The sequence below is a fragment of the Sphingomonas taxi genome (assembly GCF_000764535.1).
GTDB classification, from domain to species: Bacteria; Pseudomonadota; Alphaproteobacteria; order Sphingomonadales; family Sphingomonadaceae; genus Sphingomonas; species Sphingomonas taxi.
In genome coordinates this window covers 710,932-725,426 of sequence record NZ_CP009571.1, presented here as the reverse complement: position 1 = coordinate 725,426, position 14,495 = coordinate 710,932, and the positions used below count along the sequence as shown (strand labels likewise).

The following is a 14,495-nucleotide window of genomic DNA, read 5'->3' as shown; positions in this document are numbered from 1 at the left end:
GGTCGGGGCGTAGCGCAGCCTGGTAGCGCATCACACTGGGGGTGTGGGGGTCGCAGGTTCGAATCCTGTCGCCCCGACCATTTCATTCGCTCGGGACGGGCGAGCCGGATCGATCCCGCGGGATCTCCAGCCAATGACATTGCAGATTGCGTAAGCGCCGTCCCGGCGCAAACCTATCGGTTGCGCAGGTGTTGCAGCTCGGCCTGCAGATCGGCGCGGGTCAGTTCGAGATGCTGGATCATGAGCTGCTCGACCGTGTTGCCGTCGCCGTCGAGCCAGGCGGCGAGCAAATCGCGATGTTCGCGGTCGGCACGCGCGAACCGGCCGGCAGGCTCCAGATGCGCGATGACATAACGTTCGGCGAGCATCGCCAGCCGCTCGATCAGCTGGGTCGTCAGCATGCGGTCGCCGGGCCGCACCAGCGCGACGTGGAAGCGGCGATGGCGCACCGCAATTTCGGTGGGCGCGGCGCCGCGTGCCTCTTCGAGCGCGGCAAGTGAGGTCGTCGCATAGCTGCGGTCGTCGCCATCCGCCTCCGCCGCACCGATCGCCGCGGCGCGCGGCTCGATCGCCAGGCGCAACGCATAGATTTCATCCGCCTGTTCCGCCGATAGCGCGCGGACCGAATAGCCGCGGTTCGCCTGGCTGTGGATCAGCCCTTCGTGTTCGAGCCGGACGAGCGCCTCGCGCAGCGGGATCTTGCTGACCCCCAATTCCGCGGCCAGCGCATCCTGCCGGATCGGCGCTTCGGCGCGGATCGATCCATCGACGATCCGTTCGCGGACGATTTCGAAGACCTGATCGGAAAGGGTCCGTACGACGATGCTCATCGGCTTGTTTCCCAGCGCGACGATCGCGACGCGTATACGGTCCTCTTCCAGAATCCGGCCGCAAGATCAACATATTGCAAATCGGATCACACCGCTGGCGGCGCTGCCCCCCAGCCCAGGCCGAGCGCTTTCTGCAAGGCGATGAAGTCGCCGGTCAGCCCCGCGGTGCCCGCCGACAGATTCTGTTCGGCGGCGACCCGCTGCCGCTCGGCGTCGAGCGTGTCGATCAACGTCGCGGTGCCGGCGCGGAAGCGTTGCTGCATCAGATCGGCGGCACGATCGGCGCTCGCCTTGCTGCGCAACAGGCTGGCGACCGTCTCGCGGCGGTGGCCGAAGCGGGAGAGGGCATCCTCGGCATCCTTGAGCGCGCCGAGCACGGTGCCGCGATATTGCGCCTCGGCCTCGTCGCGTTGGCCCTCGGCCTGATTGATCCGCGCGCGGTTGCGACCGAAGTCGAGGAAATTCCATTGCAGCATCGGCGCGGCGAGGCCGACCAGCTTGTCCGGGCTGATGTCGGAGAGCTTGGTCCCGCCGAGGCCGATCAGCCCGAGGATGTTGAGTCGCGGGAAGCGCGCCGCGTCGGCGACGCCGACCTGCGCGGTGCGCTGCGCCAACTGGCGTTCGGCCGCGCGGATGTCCGGACGGCGCTTGAGCAAGGCGGCGGGATCGCCGACCGCGACCGCGGCGGGGGGCAACGGCACTGCGGCGATCGGGCTCAGTCGCGCATCGAGGGCGCCCGGCTCCTGCCCGGTCAAGACCGCCAGCGCGTTGAGGTAGCTTTCGAGCTCGGCCTGGAGCGGCACGATCTGGCCGTTGGTCGACTCGACCTGGCCACGCAGCCGCTCGACATCGAGGTCGGAGGCGGCGCCTTGCCCGAACCGCTGCTGGGTGAGCGTGAGCATCTGCTGCTGCATCCGCGCCGCGTCGCGCGCCAAGGCGATGCGGCGCTGGACGTCGCGCAGATTGACATAGGCCTGAGCGACGTCGGCGGTGAGGCTGACCTGCGCATCGGCGACGTTCGCCTCCGCCGCCTCGGCCTGCGCGCGGGCGGCCTCGACCGAGCGGCGGCGGCCACCGAACAGATCGACCTCCCAGCTCGCATCGAAGCCGAGGTTGTAGACGTCGACCGCGCTGGCGCCGGTGTCGCTGCCGCTCGTGCCGCCGAAGTCGAAGCCGGGAATGCGCGCGTGCAGATAGACTGCCGACGCATTCGCGCTCGGTGCCTGATTGGCGCGCTCCAGCCGCAGCGAGGCGCGCGCCTGCCGCAGCCGTGCGGTCGCCACCGCGATGTTCGGGTTGGCGGCGAGCGCCTGCGTCTCGAGCTGGGTGAGCAGCGGATCGTTGAGCTGCGTCCACCAGGCTGCGACGCCCGGCGCCGCCGGCGAGGCGAGCGGGCCGCCGCGCTTGAAACCGGCGGGGGCGGCGGTGTCGGCGAGCGTCCTGGGCGGACCGGCGTAATTCGGGCCGACCGTACAGGCGCCGAGCGTCAATGCCGGGATCAGCAGAAGGGAAGGGGAGCGGAGAATTTGCATCATCGCCTCAATGCATCGCCACGGGGCCGCCCTGCGGCAGCGGGCGGAGGAACAGGACGAGCGGCACGACGCAGCAGATGCCGACCGACAGGAGCCAGAACAGGTCGTTATAGGTCATCACCAGCGCCTCGCGCTGGATCGTGCCGCCAAGCGACTGGATCGCGGTGGCGGCGCCACCGAGCGACCGGCCGGTGGCGGCGAGATAATCCTGCAGCGCGACCGAATTGGCGTTGAGCACTTCGTCGATCCGCCGGCTGTGCAGATAGCTGCGCTGGTCCTGCAGCGTCGCGATGCCGGCGAGTGCGAACGAGCCGCCGATATTGCGCGCCGCGCTGAACAGGCCGGCGGCATCGCCGGCCTCCTCTGGCCGCACCGAAGCGATCGCCGCCTGGTTGAGGAAGACGAAGCCGAGGATCGTGCCGACGCCGCGCAGCAACTGTGAATCGGTGAAGGCGCTGCCGACCGATTGCGCGGTCAGCGTCGTGTCGAGGTGGCAACTCAGCGCCATCAGCAGCAGACCGGAGGCGACCGCGACGCGGATGTCGAGATGGCGGATCATCAGCGGCACCAGCGGCATCATCAACAGGCTGGGGATGCCGCTGAGCAGCACCACCTTGCCCGATTGCAGCGCATTATAGTCGGCGATCGCCGCGAGGAACTGCGGGATGACGTAGCTGCTGCCGTACAGCACCATGCCGAGCACCAGACCCATGATCGCGACGCTGCCGAACTGGCGGTCGATCAGGAGGCGCAGCTTGACCACCGGCTTTTCGGCAATGAACTGCCCGGCGAACAGCATCGCGAGCCCGAAGACGGTGAGCACGGTCAGCTTGATGATCAGCGCCGACTGGAACCATTGCTCGCGCTGTCCCTCTTCGAGAACGACGGTGAGGCCGCCGAGACCCAGTGCGAGGCCGGCGATGCCGAGCCAGTCCGCCTTGAGCAATTCGCGCAGATGCGGCTTCTGGTGCGGCAGGCCGACGAGGAGCAGCACCAGCAGCACCGCGCCGACGGGGACGTTGAGGAAGAAGGCGTAATGCCAGCTGACGTTCTCGGTCAGATAGCCGCCGATCAGCGGCCCGAGCACCGGGCCGAGGATCGCGGTGACGCCGAAGAGCGCGGTGCCGATCGGCTGTTGCGAGCGCGGCAGGCGGGTGGCGATGATCGTCATCGCGGTGGGAATCAGCGCGCCGCCGGTGATCCCCTGGCCGGCGCGACCGATGATCATCATCGTCAGCGTCGTCGACAGACCGCAGACCACCGAAAAGGCGGTGAACAGGATCGACGCGATCAGCAGGAAGGTCCGCAGGCCGAGCACGCGCTCGAGCCAGGCCGAGAGCGGAATGATGATGATCTCGGCGACGAGATAGGAGGTGGCGATCCAGGTGCCTTCGGTGCCGCTCGCGCCGATCTCGCCCTGGATCACCGGCAGCGCCGAATTGACGATCGAGATGTCGAGCGTCGCCATCAGCGCGCCGAGGCTGCCCGCCGCCACCGCCAGCCAGGCGGCGAGATCGGCGCGTTCGAGCGTGGCGGCCCGCGCCCGATTGCCCTGAGCCGCAGGAGCGGCGGCCGCGCTCATCGGCCGCGCCGCTCGTTATGCTGGTCCTGCTCGTCGCGGATGCGCTGCACGCTGCCCTTGGCGGAACGGGTATCGACCGTCACGTCAACCGACATGCCGGGAACCAGCAGCTTGCGCGTTTCGGGCCCCGCGTCGAGCGCGATGCGGACGGGAACGCGCTGGACGATCTTGGTGAAATTGCCGGTCGCATTCTGTGGCGGCAGCAGCGAGAATTGCGCACCGGTGCCCGGCGAGACGCTCTCGACGCGGCCGTGGATCTCGACACCGGGCAGCGCGTCCACGTCCAGCGTGACCGGCTGGCCGACGCGCATCAGGCCGAGCTGCGTTTCCTTGAAATTCGCCTCGACGTAGATCTGCTGCACCGGAACGATCGACATCAGCCGGGTACCGGCCTGGGCGAATTGGCCGATGCGCACCGTCTTGTCGCCGACGCGGCCATCGATACTGGCCCGCAGGATCGTCGCACCGACGTTGACCTTGGCGGCGGCGAGCTGCGCGCGGCTGGCCTCGCCCTGCGCGTTCGCCTGCTGGACCTGCGCCTGCAACGTGCCGACGCGGCGCGTCGCGCTGGTCAGCGCGGCCTGCGCCGAGGCGACCTGCGCATCCGCCTGACGCGCCTGGTTCAGCAGCTGCGACAGCTTTTCACGCGTTTCGGCACCGGAGGCGGCGAGCGGCTGGTAGCGGACGACCTCGGCATGCGCGAAGGCGGCATCGCTGCGCGCCGCGCTGAGGTCCGAGTGAGCCTTGTCGATCGCCGCCTGTTGTTCGCGGATCTGCGCGCGCACGCCCTCGGCATTGGCGCGGGCGACATCGATCTGCGCCTCCACCTGCGCCGCCTGCGCGTTATAGTCGCGCGCGTCGATCTGGAGGAGCGGCGTGCCGGCCTTCACCTGCTGGTTGTCGGCGACGAACACCTTGTCGACATAGCCCGACACCTTGGGCGAGATCGTTACCGCATCCGCCTGGATATAGGCGTCGTCGGTGCCCTGCATGAATTTGCCGACGCTTTGATAGCGCACGTACCACAAGACGCCGCCGATCACCGCGACGGCGATGACGATCAGCAGGATGATCCGCACCCGCGGGTTCTTGAGCGGCGAAGGCTTGCTTCGCGCTTGGTCCGAGTCGCTCTGCGACTCGGCGCTATCATCCCGATTTTGCTCGTTTTCGGCCATCAGCTTCATCTTCTTGCTTGGATCAGCGTCGTGATGCTCGCACTTGCAGCATTGTGCAAGACCATTTAATGAGGGTCCTCACATATGTCTGATTGCGAACCCCTTGCCGCCGAGCTGTTCCGGCTTTTTTTCCGAATGCAGCGTCTGATGAACCGGCGGATGGCGGAGCAGGGCGCGTCGCTGGCGCGGACCAAATTGCTGCTGTTCCTGTACAAGCGGGGGCCGTCGCGGGCGGCGGACATCGCCGACTTCTTCGATTACGCGCCGCGGACGGTGACCGAGGCGATCGACGGGCTCGAACGCGACGGGCTGGTGATGCGCACACCCGACGAGCGGGACCGACGCGTCAAACAGGTGTCGATCACCGACGAGGGGCGGCGGGTGATCGGTGAGACCGAACCGCTGCGCCACGAGCTCATCAACGGCGTGTTCGGCGCGCTTACCGTCGAGGAGCGGCTCGCGCTTGCTGGCATGGTCGACACCCTTTCGACGGCGCTCGACGCGGAAGAGGCGCGTCCACGGCGCTGACGCCTATTGCATCCGGATCGGCCTGTGTTAGCCTCTGTTCGTCGCCGGAAGAGCGACGTTGAGGAGAGGTGCTATGGACCGGTATCAGCCGACCTTGTGCCAATGCGGCTTCGGCATCCTGTGCTGCGCGAGCGGTGCGGCGTTGTCGATCTGCGCGGTGACGTTCGCCCTGTTGGGCTGATCCGCCCGGCGGTCGCGCTGAACGTCAGCAGCAGCGACCGCCGTTGCGTCCGCCATAGCGGGCTTCCTGCCGGTTGCGGAAGAAGGCCGCCTCGCTCATCACCGGCGCATCGGGGTGCGCCGCCGCCATATGCGCCACATAGGTGCGATAGGACGGCACGCCGACCATCAACCGGCCGGTCTCGGCGATACCGCGCAGGATCGTCCCGACGTTCATTCCGCTGCCACTGCCAGCGCGGGGATCTCGCTGACGCTCGTCGCGTCGAGGCGGCGCGCGATCAGGCAGGTGCGTATGCCATAGCCGATGATCAACACCACCACCGCGAGGAACAGCGCGCAGAGCGCCGCGTCGATCCGGTCGTTCATCACGATCCGCCCCATCTCGCCGAGCGACTTGGCGGGTGCCAGCGTCTCGCCGCGCGCCGCCGCGTCGGCGAAGCGGCGGGCGTGGGCGAGGAAGCCGACCTTCGGATCGCCGGAGAAGAGCTTGAGCAGGCTGGCGGTCACCGTGCACAGCACCAGCCACGCCGCCGGCAGGATCGTCACCCAGGCATAACGCTCGCGCTTCATCCGGAACAGCACGACCGTGGCGAGCACCAGCGCCACCGCGGCGAGCATCTGGTTCGAGATGCCGAACAGCGGCCACAAGGTGTTCACCCCGCCGAGCGGATCGGTGACGCCCTGATACAGGAAGAAGCCCCAGGCCGCGACGCACAACCCGGTGCCGATCAGCCCCGGGACGAACGAGGTCGAGTTGCGGAAGCGCGGCACCGCGAGGCCGATCAGGTCCTGCAGCATGAACCGGCCGGCGCGGGTGCCGGCGTCGACCGCGGTCAGGATGAACAAGGCCTCGAACAGGATCGCGAAATGATACCAGAAGGCCATCATCGCGCGCCCGCCGATCAGATGGCTGAAGATCTGCGCCATGCCGACCGCGAGCGTCGGCGCGCCGCCCGCGCGGCTGATGATCGTCGTCTCGCCGACGTCGCGGGCGGTGGCGGCGATCGTCTCGGGCGTGATCGCAAAGCCCATCGCCGATACCGCCGCGGCGGCGCTGGCCGGGTCGGTGCCGACGACCGCGGCGGGGCTGTTCATCGCGAAATAGACGCCGGGATCGATGATCGACGCCCCGACCAGCGCCATGATCGCAACGAAGCTCTCCATCAACATCGCACCGTAACCGATGAAGCGCGCATCACCCTCGCTGGCGATCAGCTTGGGCGTGGTGCCGCTGGCGATCAGCGCATGGAAGCCCGACACCGCACCGCAGGCGATGGTGATGAACAGGAAGGGGAAGAGCGATCCCGACCAGACCGGGCCGCTGCCGTCGATGAACCGGGTCAGCGCCGGCATGCGCATCGGCGGCGCGACGACGACGATGCCGATCGCCAGCGCGGCGATCGCGCCGATCTTGAGGAAGGTCGACAGATAGTCGCGCGGCGCGAGCAGCAGCCACACGGGGAGCAGCGCGGCGACCGCGCCATAGCCGATCAGGATCCAGCAGAGCTGCACCGGCGTATAGGTGAACCACGGCGCGAGACTGGCCGAGGCGGCAACATTCTGGCCGTAGATGATCGCGAGGATCAGCCCGACAAGGCCGAGCAAAGAGACTTCGCCGATCCGGCCGGGCCGGATCCAGCGGGTATAGACACCCATCAGGATCGCGAGCGGGATCGTCGCTGCGACGGTGAACATCCCCCAGGGGCTGTCGGCGAGCGCCCGCACGACGATCAGCGCGAGCACCGCCAGAATGATGATCATGATCATGAACGCGCCAAACAGCGCGATCGTCCCCGGCACCGCCCCCATCTCCATGCGGATCAGCTCGCCGAGCGATCGACCGTCGCGGCGCATCGACAGGAACAGCACCATGAAGTCCTGCACCGCACCCGCCAGCACGACACCGGCGAGGATCCACAACATGCCCGGCAGATACCCCATCTGCGCCGCGAGCACCGGACCGACCAGCGGCCCCGCACCGGCGATCGCGGCAAAATGGTGGCCGAACAGCACGCGCCGGTCGGTCGGGACGAAGTCGAGCCCGTCGGGGTGGCGCTGCGCCGGGGTGGGGCGCGCCGGATCGATGCCGACCACGACCTTGGCGAGATAGAGCGAATAGAAGCGATAGGCGATCAGATAGACCGACACCGCCGCGACGACGATCCACACCGCATTGACGGTCTCGCCGCGGGCGGTCGCCACCACCGCTAAGGCACCGGCGCCGATCAGCGCGACGACGATCCAGCCGATCCTGCTCGCGAAGGTCATCGTTCCGTCTCCCTCTGGCGGCGTGCCTAAAGGGGGCGGGAGGAGAGGGCAACCCGCTCCCCTCCCGGTCGAGGACGATCAGACGATGCGGTTCGCGACCAGATCGTCGATCACCGCCGGGTCCGCCAGCGTCGAGGTGTCACCCAGCGCGGTCACGTCGCCCTCGGCGATCTTGCGCAGGATGCGGCGCATGATCTTGCCCGAGCGCGTCTTGGGCAAGGCCGGCGCGAATTGCAGCTTGTCGGGGCTGGCGATCGGGCCGATCTCCTGCCGCACCCAGGCCACCAATGCGCTGCGCAACGCCTCGTCGCCCTCTCGTCCGGCGTTGAGCGTCACATAGGCGTAGATGCCCTGACCCTTTACCTCGTGCGGCATGCCGACCACCGCCGCCTCGGCGACCGCCTCGTGCAGCACCAGCGCGCTCTCGACCTCGGCGGTCCCCATGCGATGGCCCGAGACGTTGATGACGTCGTCGACCCGGCCGGTGATCCAGTAATAGCCGTCGCCGTCGCGGCGGCAGCCGTCGCCGGTGAAATACTTGCCCTCGTAGGTGGTGAAATAGGTCTGGAAGAAACGATCCTGATCGCCCCAGACGCCGCGCATCTGGCCGGGCCAGCTTTGCGTGATGCACAGATTTCCCTGCGCCGCGCCGGTCAGCACCGTTCCCTTGTCGTCGACGAGCTGCGGCACGACGCCGGGCAGCGGTTTCGAGGCGGACCCCGGCTTCATCGGCACCGCGCCGGGCAGGGGGGCGATCATGATCCCGCCGGTCTCGGTCTGCCACCAGGCGTCGACGATCGGCGCGCGGCCTTCGCCGACGACGTCGTGATACCAGCGCCACGCCTCCGGATTGATCGGTTCGCCGACCGAGCCGAGCAGCTTGAGCGACGAGCGATCGGTCCTGCGGACGAAGTCGTCGCCCTCCTTCATCAGCGCGCGCAGCGCGGTGGGCGCGGTGAACAGCGTATGGACCTTGTGGCGGTCGACCACCTGCCAGATGCGGCTAGCGTCGGGCCAGGTCGGCAGCCCTTCGTACATCAATGTCGTACCGCCGTTGGAGAGCGGGCCGTAGAGCAGATAGGTGTGGCCGGTGACCCAGCCGATATCGGCGGCGCACCAGAAGACCTGCCCCGGCTTGTAGTCGAACGCGATCTTGAAGGTGAAATCCGCCCACAGCAGATAGCCGGCGGAGGTGTGGAGAACGCCCTTCGGCTTGCCGGTCGAACCGCTGGTATAGAGGATGAACAGCGGGTCTTCCGCCGCCATCGTCTCCGCCGGGCAGTCGCTGCCGACGCCGGCGGCGGCCTCGTGATACCAGATGTCGCGCGGCCCCATCGCCACCTCGGCGCCGGTCGCCTTGACGACGATGACCGTCTCCAGCGTCGGCGCGCGCGCGGCGGCTTCGTCGACGCACGCCTTGAGCTTGATCCTTTTGCCGCCGCGACGGCCTTCGTCGGCGGTGATGACGATCTTCGACCCGCAATCCTCGATCCGGCCGGCGAGCGCATCGGCGGAGAATCCGCCGAACACGACCGAATGGATCGCGCCGATCCGCGCACAGGCGAGCGCGGCATAGGCCGCCTCGGGGATCATCGGCATGTAGAGCGTGACGCGGTCGCCCTTGCCGACGCCATGCACCTTCAGCACGTTGGCGAAGCGGCCAACCTCGTCATGGAGCTGGCGATAGGTGATGCGACGCGGCTCTTCCGACGGCTCGTCGGGCTCCCAGATGATCGCGACGGTATCGCCGTGTTTGGCGAGATGGCGGTCGATGCAATTGGCCGCGACGTTGAGCTGGCCGTCGGCGAACCATTTGATGTGGAAGTCGGCCTTGGCGAACGACCAGTCGCCGCCGATCGTCGGCGCCGTGATCCAGTCGAGCCGCTTGGTCGCCTGATCGAGCCAGAAGCTGCCCGGGCTGCTCGCCGCGGATTCGTAAAGGTCTTCGTATTTCCTGGGGTCGAGGCTGGCGTTGGTCCAGTCGCCGGTGATCGGGTAGATTTCAGGATCGGTCACGCAACGCATCCCCGCCATGATGATGAAGCGGGCGCCGCCGGGCGCCCGCGAGGGTGGATAATGGAGCGGCCGGCAGGATGCCAGCCGTTACCGGCCGAGGAAGGTCAGCAGGTCGTTGGTCAGGCGATCGCCGTGCGTGGCGAACAGACCGTGCGGCGCGCCGTCATATTCGACGAGCTGGCTGTTCGCGATGCCGAGCGAGGCGGGACGGCCGGCCGCGTCGATCGGTACCGTCTGGTCGGAGGTGCCATGGATGATCAGCGTCGGGACGTTGAACGACGCGAGGTCGGGACGGAAGTCGGTATGGCCGAACGCCTCTGCGCAGGCGAGCGTCGGCTTGAGCCCCGCCTGCAACGCGGTGGTCGTCGCCCAGTCGAGCACGTCGTCGCTGACCGGATGGCTGATCACGCCGACGCCGAAGAATTGCTTGAAGAAAGTGTCGCGGAAGAAATGCGCGCGGTCCTTCTGGATGTTCTCGCCGATCTCGGCGAGCTTGTCCTCGGGCGTGCCGTGCGGATTGTCCTCGGTCTTCAACATGTACGGCACGACCGAGGCGACCAGCGCCGCGGCGATCACGCCTTTGCCGCCATGGCGGCTCATGTAGCGCGCGACCTCGCCGCCGCCCATCGAGAAGCCGACGAGCGTAGCGTCGCTATCGGCGCCGGTCGCCGCCATCACGTCGGCGAGATCGTCGGCGAGCGTGTCATAGTCATAGCCGCTCCACGGCTGGCCCGACCGGCCGAAACCGCGGCGGTCGTAGGCGATCGCCCGGAAACCGGCGTCGGCGAGCGCCATCATCTGCGGGTCCCAGCTGTCGGACGACAAGGGCCAGCCGTGCAGCAGGATGACCGGGCGGCCCGATCCCCAATCCTTGACGTAGATGTCGGTGCCGTCGCGCGTTTTGACGTAGGGCATGAAGCCGTCCTCTCGTAGTGTCAGCGCGGTCAACGTGGCGCGCGGCGGGCCGTTCCTCGCCCGGGCTGGCGTTCGCGACGGCCGGATGCCAGCATCGCGGCGAAAACGAATCAGGGGATCAGGTTATGCGTATCTTCGTGGCGGCCTCGCTGCTTGCGCTCGCCGTGGCGGGCTGTTCGGGCGGCGCGCCCTCCGCGACCAACGAGAGCGCGGCGGCGCAACCGGCGCACAGCAACGGCTTCGCGCAATTCCGCGACGGCTTCATCGAGGGCTGGTTCAAGCTCGATCCGGCCAATGCGGTCTATCAGGGCCGCCACGATTTCGACGGCCAGTTGCCCGACTGGAGCGGCGCCGGGCTGCAACGCCAGTCCGCCTTCCTCCACCACGCCATCGATCGTGCTCGCGCGTTCGGCGATGCCGATCTCAGCCCCGACGAACGGTTCGAACGCGACTATCTGATCCGCGTCGCCGAGGGGAAATTGTTCTGGCTCGAGGATGCCGATCAGCCGCATAGCAACCCGGCCTATTATGTCGGCGGCGGGCTCGACCCCAATGTCTATATCGCCCGACCCTATGCCGACGCGCCGACCCGGCTGAAGGCGCTGATCGCCTTCTTCGGGCGGGTGCCGGCGGCGGCGCAGGCGATCCGCGCCAATCTCAAGACGCCGATGCCGCGGTCGTTCATCGATTACGGCGTCGCCGGGTTCAACGGCTTCGCGGATTATTACGTCGGCGACGCGCGCAAGGCGTTCGCGGACGTCCGCGACCCGGCCTTGCAGGCGCAACTCAAGACCTCATCGGCGGCGGCGAGCAAGGCGGTGCGCGATCTCGGCGGCTGGCTCGCGGCGCAGCGTGGCACGGCGACGGACGATTTCGCGCTCGGCGCCGATCGCTTCCAGCGGATGGTACGCGCCACCGAGGGCGTCGACGCGTCGCTCGCGACGCTGGAGGCGGCGGGCCGCGCCGACCTCAAGCGCAACCAGGATGCGCTCGCCGCCGCCTGCAAGCAATTCGCGCCGGGCCAGACGATCCCCGCCTGCATCGACAAGATGAATGCCAACAAGTCGGCCGACGGCCCGGTGGCGGAGGCGCGGCGGCAGATCCCGACGCTGCGCGCCTTCGTCGTCGCCAAGGACCTCGTCACCATTCCCGGCACCGAGGAAGCGAAGGTCGAGGAAAGCCCGCCCTACAACCGCCAGAACTCGGCCTATATCGACCCCGCCGGTCCGTATGAGAAGAACGTGCCGTCGGTCTATTACATCTCGCCGCCCGATCCGTCGTGGGACAAGAAGACGCAGGACGCCTTCGTGCCGGGCAAGAAGGATCTGCTGTTCACCTCGGTGCACGAGGTGATGCCGGGGCATTTCCTCCAGTTCCTCCACGCCAATCGGTCCAAGTCGATGTTCGGCCGGGTGTTCGTCGGCTATGCCTTCGCCGAGGGCTGGGCGCATTATGCCGAGGAGATGATGTGGGAAGCGGGCCTCGATAACGGCGATCCCGAGACGCATATCGGCCAGATCAGCAACGCGCTGCTGCGCGACTGCCGCTTCCTGTCGGCGATCGGCATGCACGCGCGCGGCATGACGCAGGAGCAGAGCCTCAAGATGTTCCGCGAACAATGCTATCAGGACGAGGGCAATTCGCGCCAGCAGGCGGCGCGCGGTACCTATGATCCGGCCTATCTCAACTATACGCTCGGCAAGCTGATGATCCGCAAGCTGCGCGACGACTGGACCGCCACCCGCGGCGGTCGCAAGGCGTGGAAGGCGTTCCATGACCAGTTTCTCAGCTACGGCGGCCCGGCGATTCCGCTGGTGCGGCAGCGGATGATGGGCGAGGAGACGGCGCGGGCGGTGTTCTGATCGGCTGACGTGGCCTTCGTCCTTCCTTTCGCCCTGAGCCTGTCGAAGGGCAGGTGAGTCTCATCGTGCTTCGACAGGCTCAGCACGAACGGTTGCGGACATAGTCGCCGGTCGGCTGGAAGGGGAAGACTCACCGCGATACCTGCGTCCCCGGCTGCTCGTCCTCCGCCTCGTCGCTCGACGGATTGCGGATCGACGGGCGTAGCCGGGCGAGGCTGCACAGGCCCGCCATCAGAGCGAGGCCCGCGGCGACCAGCGGCGGCGCCATCCCCGCGCCGACGTTCATCGCGAGCAGCGCCGCGACCAGCGTCGCGCCCGTCGTCTGCCCGACCAGCCGCACCGTGCCGACGAGGCCGCCCGCCGCCGCGGCGCGCTCGCGTGGGGCGGAGCCGATGATGAGCCGCGCATTGGGCGGCAGGAACAGGCCGAACCCCGAGCCGCACAACGCCATCCGCCACGCGATGTCGAAATAGGCGGCATCGGCAGGCAACGTCGCGATCAGCAGCAGCGCGACGATCGACACCGCCATGCCGATCCCGCCGAGCAGCCCCGCCGGCACCCGGTCGGACAGCCAGCCGGCGAGCGGCGCGACGATCATGTTGGTGAGCGGCCAGGGCGCGATCGCCGCGCCGACCTCGGCCGCGCTGAAGCCATAACCGTGCTGCAAGCGGAACGGCGTCGACAGCAGCAGCGTCATCGAGGCGGTGAATGCCGTATAGGCACCGACCGCCGATAGCGCGATCACCGGCCGCGCGAGCAGGTCGATCGGCAGGATCGGTTTTTCCTCGCCGCGCTCGCGCCGGACGAAGATCCAGCCGATGCCCGCACCGACCGCGACGATCGCCGCCGACACCACGGGGCTGTCACCGTGCACCGCGCTCTCCGCCCCCGAGATGACGAGGCCGATCATGCTCGCGCACATCACCGCGCCGAGCACGTCGAACTTTTCGTCGCGCGGTTCGGGCGCGGGCAGCGCGCGTCCGAGGACGAGGCTGAGCAGCGCAAACGGCACGGCGCTGGCGAACACCCAGGGCCACGGCGCGATGCCGAGTACCAGCCCGCCGATCGTCGGCGCCAGCGCCGCCGAACTCGACACCACCACCGAATTGATCCCGAGCCCACGCCCCAGTTGCTTGGCGGGATAGATCGAGCGGATCAGCGCCGACGAGACGCTGAGCGCCGCCGCCGCGCCGAGCGCCTGCGCCGCGCGGACGACGAGCAGGAACGGCAGGCTCTTGGCGAAGAAGCAGAGCAGCGTCGCGACGGTGAAGACGAGCTGGCCGAACTGATAGGTGCGCTTGAGCCCGAATTTGTCGCCGAGCCCGGCGAAGGGCAGGATCATCATCGCCAGGATGAGCTGATAGACGGTGACCACCGCCACTACCGCGCTGTTGCCGACGTGCAGGTCGCGCGCGATCGTCGGCAGCGCCACCGTCGCGATGCCGCCGTCGATGATGACCAGCGCGGTCCCCGCGGAGATCGCGCCGATCGCGACATAGCGGCGGGGCAGGGTCAGGCCATCGGTCATCGGATAGGGTCCAGGCATACGGGCGGATTGCGCGCCAACGCATTGCCCGGCAAGACCGGTCCATCACAGGGAGAAACCG

General features: G+C 68.1%; 11 protein-coding genes and 1 tRNA gene. 3 read left to right on the top strand and 9 right to left on the bottom strand.

Annotation, left to right across the window (positions count from 1 at the left end; translation table 11 throughout):
- Positions 1–3 precede the first annotated feature (3 nt).
- A tRNA-Pro gene (locus MC45_RS03175) sits at positions 4–80 on the top strand.
- 93 nt (positions 81–173) lie between these two features.
- Here MC45_RS03175 and MC45_RS03170 read toward each other — a convergent pair.
- From MC45_RS03170 to MC45_RS03155, 4 genes are all read right to left on the bottom strand, one after another.
- Positions 174–830, bottom strand: a complete 657-nt coding sequence (locus MC45_RS03170; RefSeq protein ID WP_038659405.1) for a GntR family transcriptional regulator — start codon at positions 828–830, stop codon at positions 174–176.
- An 86-nt stretch (positions 831–916) separates the two neighbouring features.
- Complete coding sequence (locus MC45_RS03165) at positions 917–2,365, bottom strand: efflux transporter outer membrane subunit (protein WP_245640827.1); 1,449 nt, start codon at positions 2,363–2,365, stop codon at positions 917–919.
- 4 nt (positions 2,366–2,369) lie between these two features.
- Complete coding sequence (locus MC45_RS03160; RefSeq protein WP_038659402.1) at positions 2,370–3,944, bottom strand: MDR family MFS transporter; 1,575 nt, start codon at positions 3,942–3,944, stop codon at positions 2,370–2,372.
- Positions 3,941–5,128 (bottom strand): HlyD family secretion protein, encoded by a 1,188-nt coding sequence (locus tag MC45_RS03155; protein ID WP_425423993.1) that lies wholly within the window; start codon positions 5,126–5,128, stop codon positions 3,941–3,943. The genes MC45_RS03160 and MC45_RS03155 overlap by 4 nt, the downstream gene beginning before the upstream one ends.
- Before the next feature lie 126 nt (positions 5,129–5,254).
- Between MC45_RS03155 and MC45_RS03150 the strand changes: the two genes are divergently transcribed.
- Entirely contained in the window at positions 5,255–5,647 is a 393-nt protein-coding gene (locus MC45_RS03150) for a MarR family winged helix-turn-helix transcriptional regulator (protein WP_245640826.1), read from the top strand.
- Positions 5,648–5,852: 205 nt separating this feature from the next.
- On the opposite strand, the gene MC45_RS03145 is transcribed toward MC45_RS03150, so the two are convergent.
- The 4 genes from MC45_RS03145 to MC45_RS03130 form a co-directional block, all read right to left on the bottom strand.
- Positions 5,853–6,044 (bottom strand): YbdD/YjiX family protein, encoded by a 192-nt coding sequence (locus tag MC45_RS03145; RefSeq protein ID WP_038659396.1) that lies wholly within the window; start codon positions 6,042–6,044, stop codon positions 5,853–5,855.
- A complete protein-coding gene (locus MC45_RS03140; protein WP_038659393.1) occupies positions 6,041–8,095 on the bottom strand; it encodes a carbon starvation CstA family protein in 2,055 nt (684 codons plus the stop codon). The genes MC45_RS03145 and MC45_RS03140 overlap by 4 nt, the downstream gene beginning before the upstream one ends.
- Before the next feature lie 78 nt (positions 8,096–8,173).
- The gene (gene acs / locus MC45_RS03135) at positions 8,174–10,111 is read right to left on the bottom strand and encodes an acetate--CoA ligase (RefSeq protein ID WP_038666332.1); all 1,938 of its coding nucleotides are present in this window, start codon (positions 10,109–10,111) and stop codon (positions 8,174–8,176) included.
- A gap of 87 nt (positions 10,112–10,198) precedes the next feature.
- Complete coding sequence (locus MC45_RS03130) at positions 10,199–11,026, bottom strand: alpha/beta fold hydrolase (protein WP_038659390.1); 828 nt, start codon at positions 11,024–11,026, stop codon at positions 10,199–10,201.
- Positions 11,027–11,151: 125 nt separating this feature from the next.
- On the opposite strand from MC45_RS03130, the gene MC45_RS03125 reads away from it, so the two are divergent.
- Complete coding sequence (locus MC45_RS03125) at positions 11,152–12,888, top strand: DUF885 domain-containing protein (protein ID WP_038659387.1); 1,737 nt, start codon at positions 11,152–11,154, stop codon at positions 12,886–12,888.
- 130 nt (positions 12,889–13,018) lie between these two features.
- Here MC45_RS03125 and MC45_RS03120 read toward each other — a convergent pair whose 3' ends face one another.
- Complete coding sequence (locus MC45_RS03120) at positions 13,019–14,416, bottom strand: MFS transporter (protein ID WP_038659384.1); 1,398 nt, start codon at positions 14,414–14,416, stop codon at positions 13,019–13,021.
- Positions 14,417–14,495: the final 79 nt, after the last annotated feature.

Coding starts and splice junctions, on each gene's coding strand:
- MC45_RS03170 (WP_038659405.1), bottom strand. CDS start 830: ATGAGCATCGTCGTACGGACCCTTTCCGATCAGGTCTTCGAAATCGTC.
- MC45_RS03160 (WP_038659402.1), bottom strand. CDS start 3,944: ATGAGCGCGGCCGCCGCTCCTGCGGCTCAGGGCAATCGGGCGCGGGCC.
- MC45_RS03165 (WP_245640827.1), bottom strand. CDS start 2,365: ATGATGCAAATTCTCCGCTCCCCTTCCCTTCTGCTGATCCCGGCATTG.
- MC45_RS03130 (WP_038659390.1), bottom strand. CDS start 11,026: ATGCCCTACGTCAAAACGCGCGACGGCACCGACATCTACGTCAAGGAT.
- MC45_RS03125 (WP_038659387.1), top strand. CDS start 11,152: ATGCGTATCTTCGTGGCGGCCTCGCTGCTTGCGCTCGCCGTGGCGGGC.
- MC45_RS03155 (WP_425423993.1), bottom strand. CDS start 5,128: ATGAAGCTGATGGCCGAAAACGAGCAAAATCGGGATGATAGCGCCGAG.
- MC45_RS03120 (WP_038659384.1), bottom strand. CDS start 14,416: ATGACCGATGGCCTGACCCTGCCCCGCCGCTATGTCGCGATCGGCGCG.
- MC45_RS03140 (WP_038659393.1), bottom strand. CDS start 8,095: ATGACCTTCGCGAGCAGGATCGGCTGGATCGTCGTCGCGCTGATCGGC.
- MC45_RS03150 (WP_245640826.1), top strand. CDS start 5,255: ATGCAGCGTCTGATGAACCGGCGGATGGCGGAGCAGGGCGCGTCGCTG.
- MC45_RS03145 (WP_038659396.1), bottom strand. CDS start 6,044: ATGAACGTCGGGACGATCCTGCGCGGTATCGCCGAGACCGGCCGGTTG.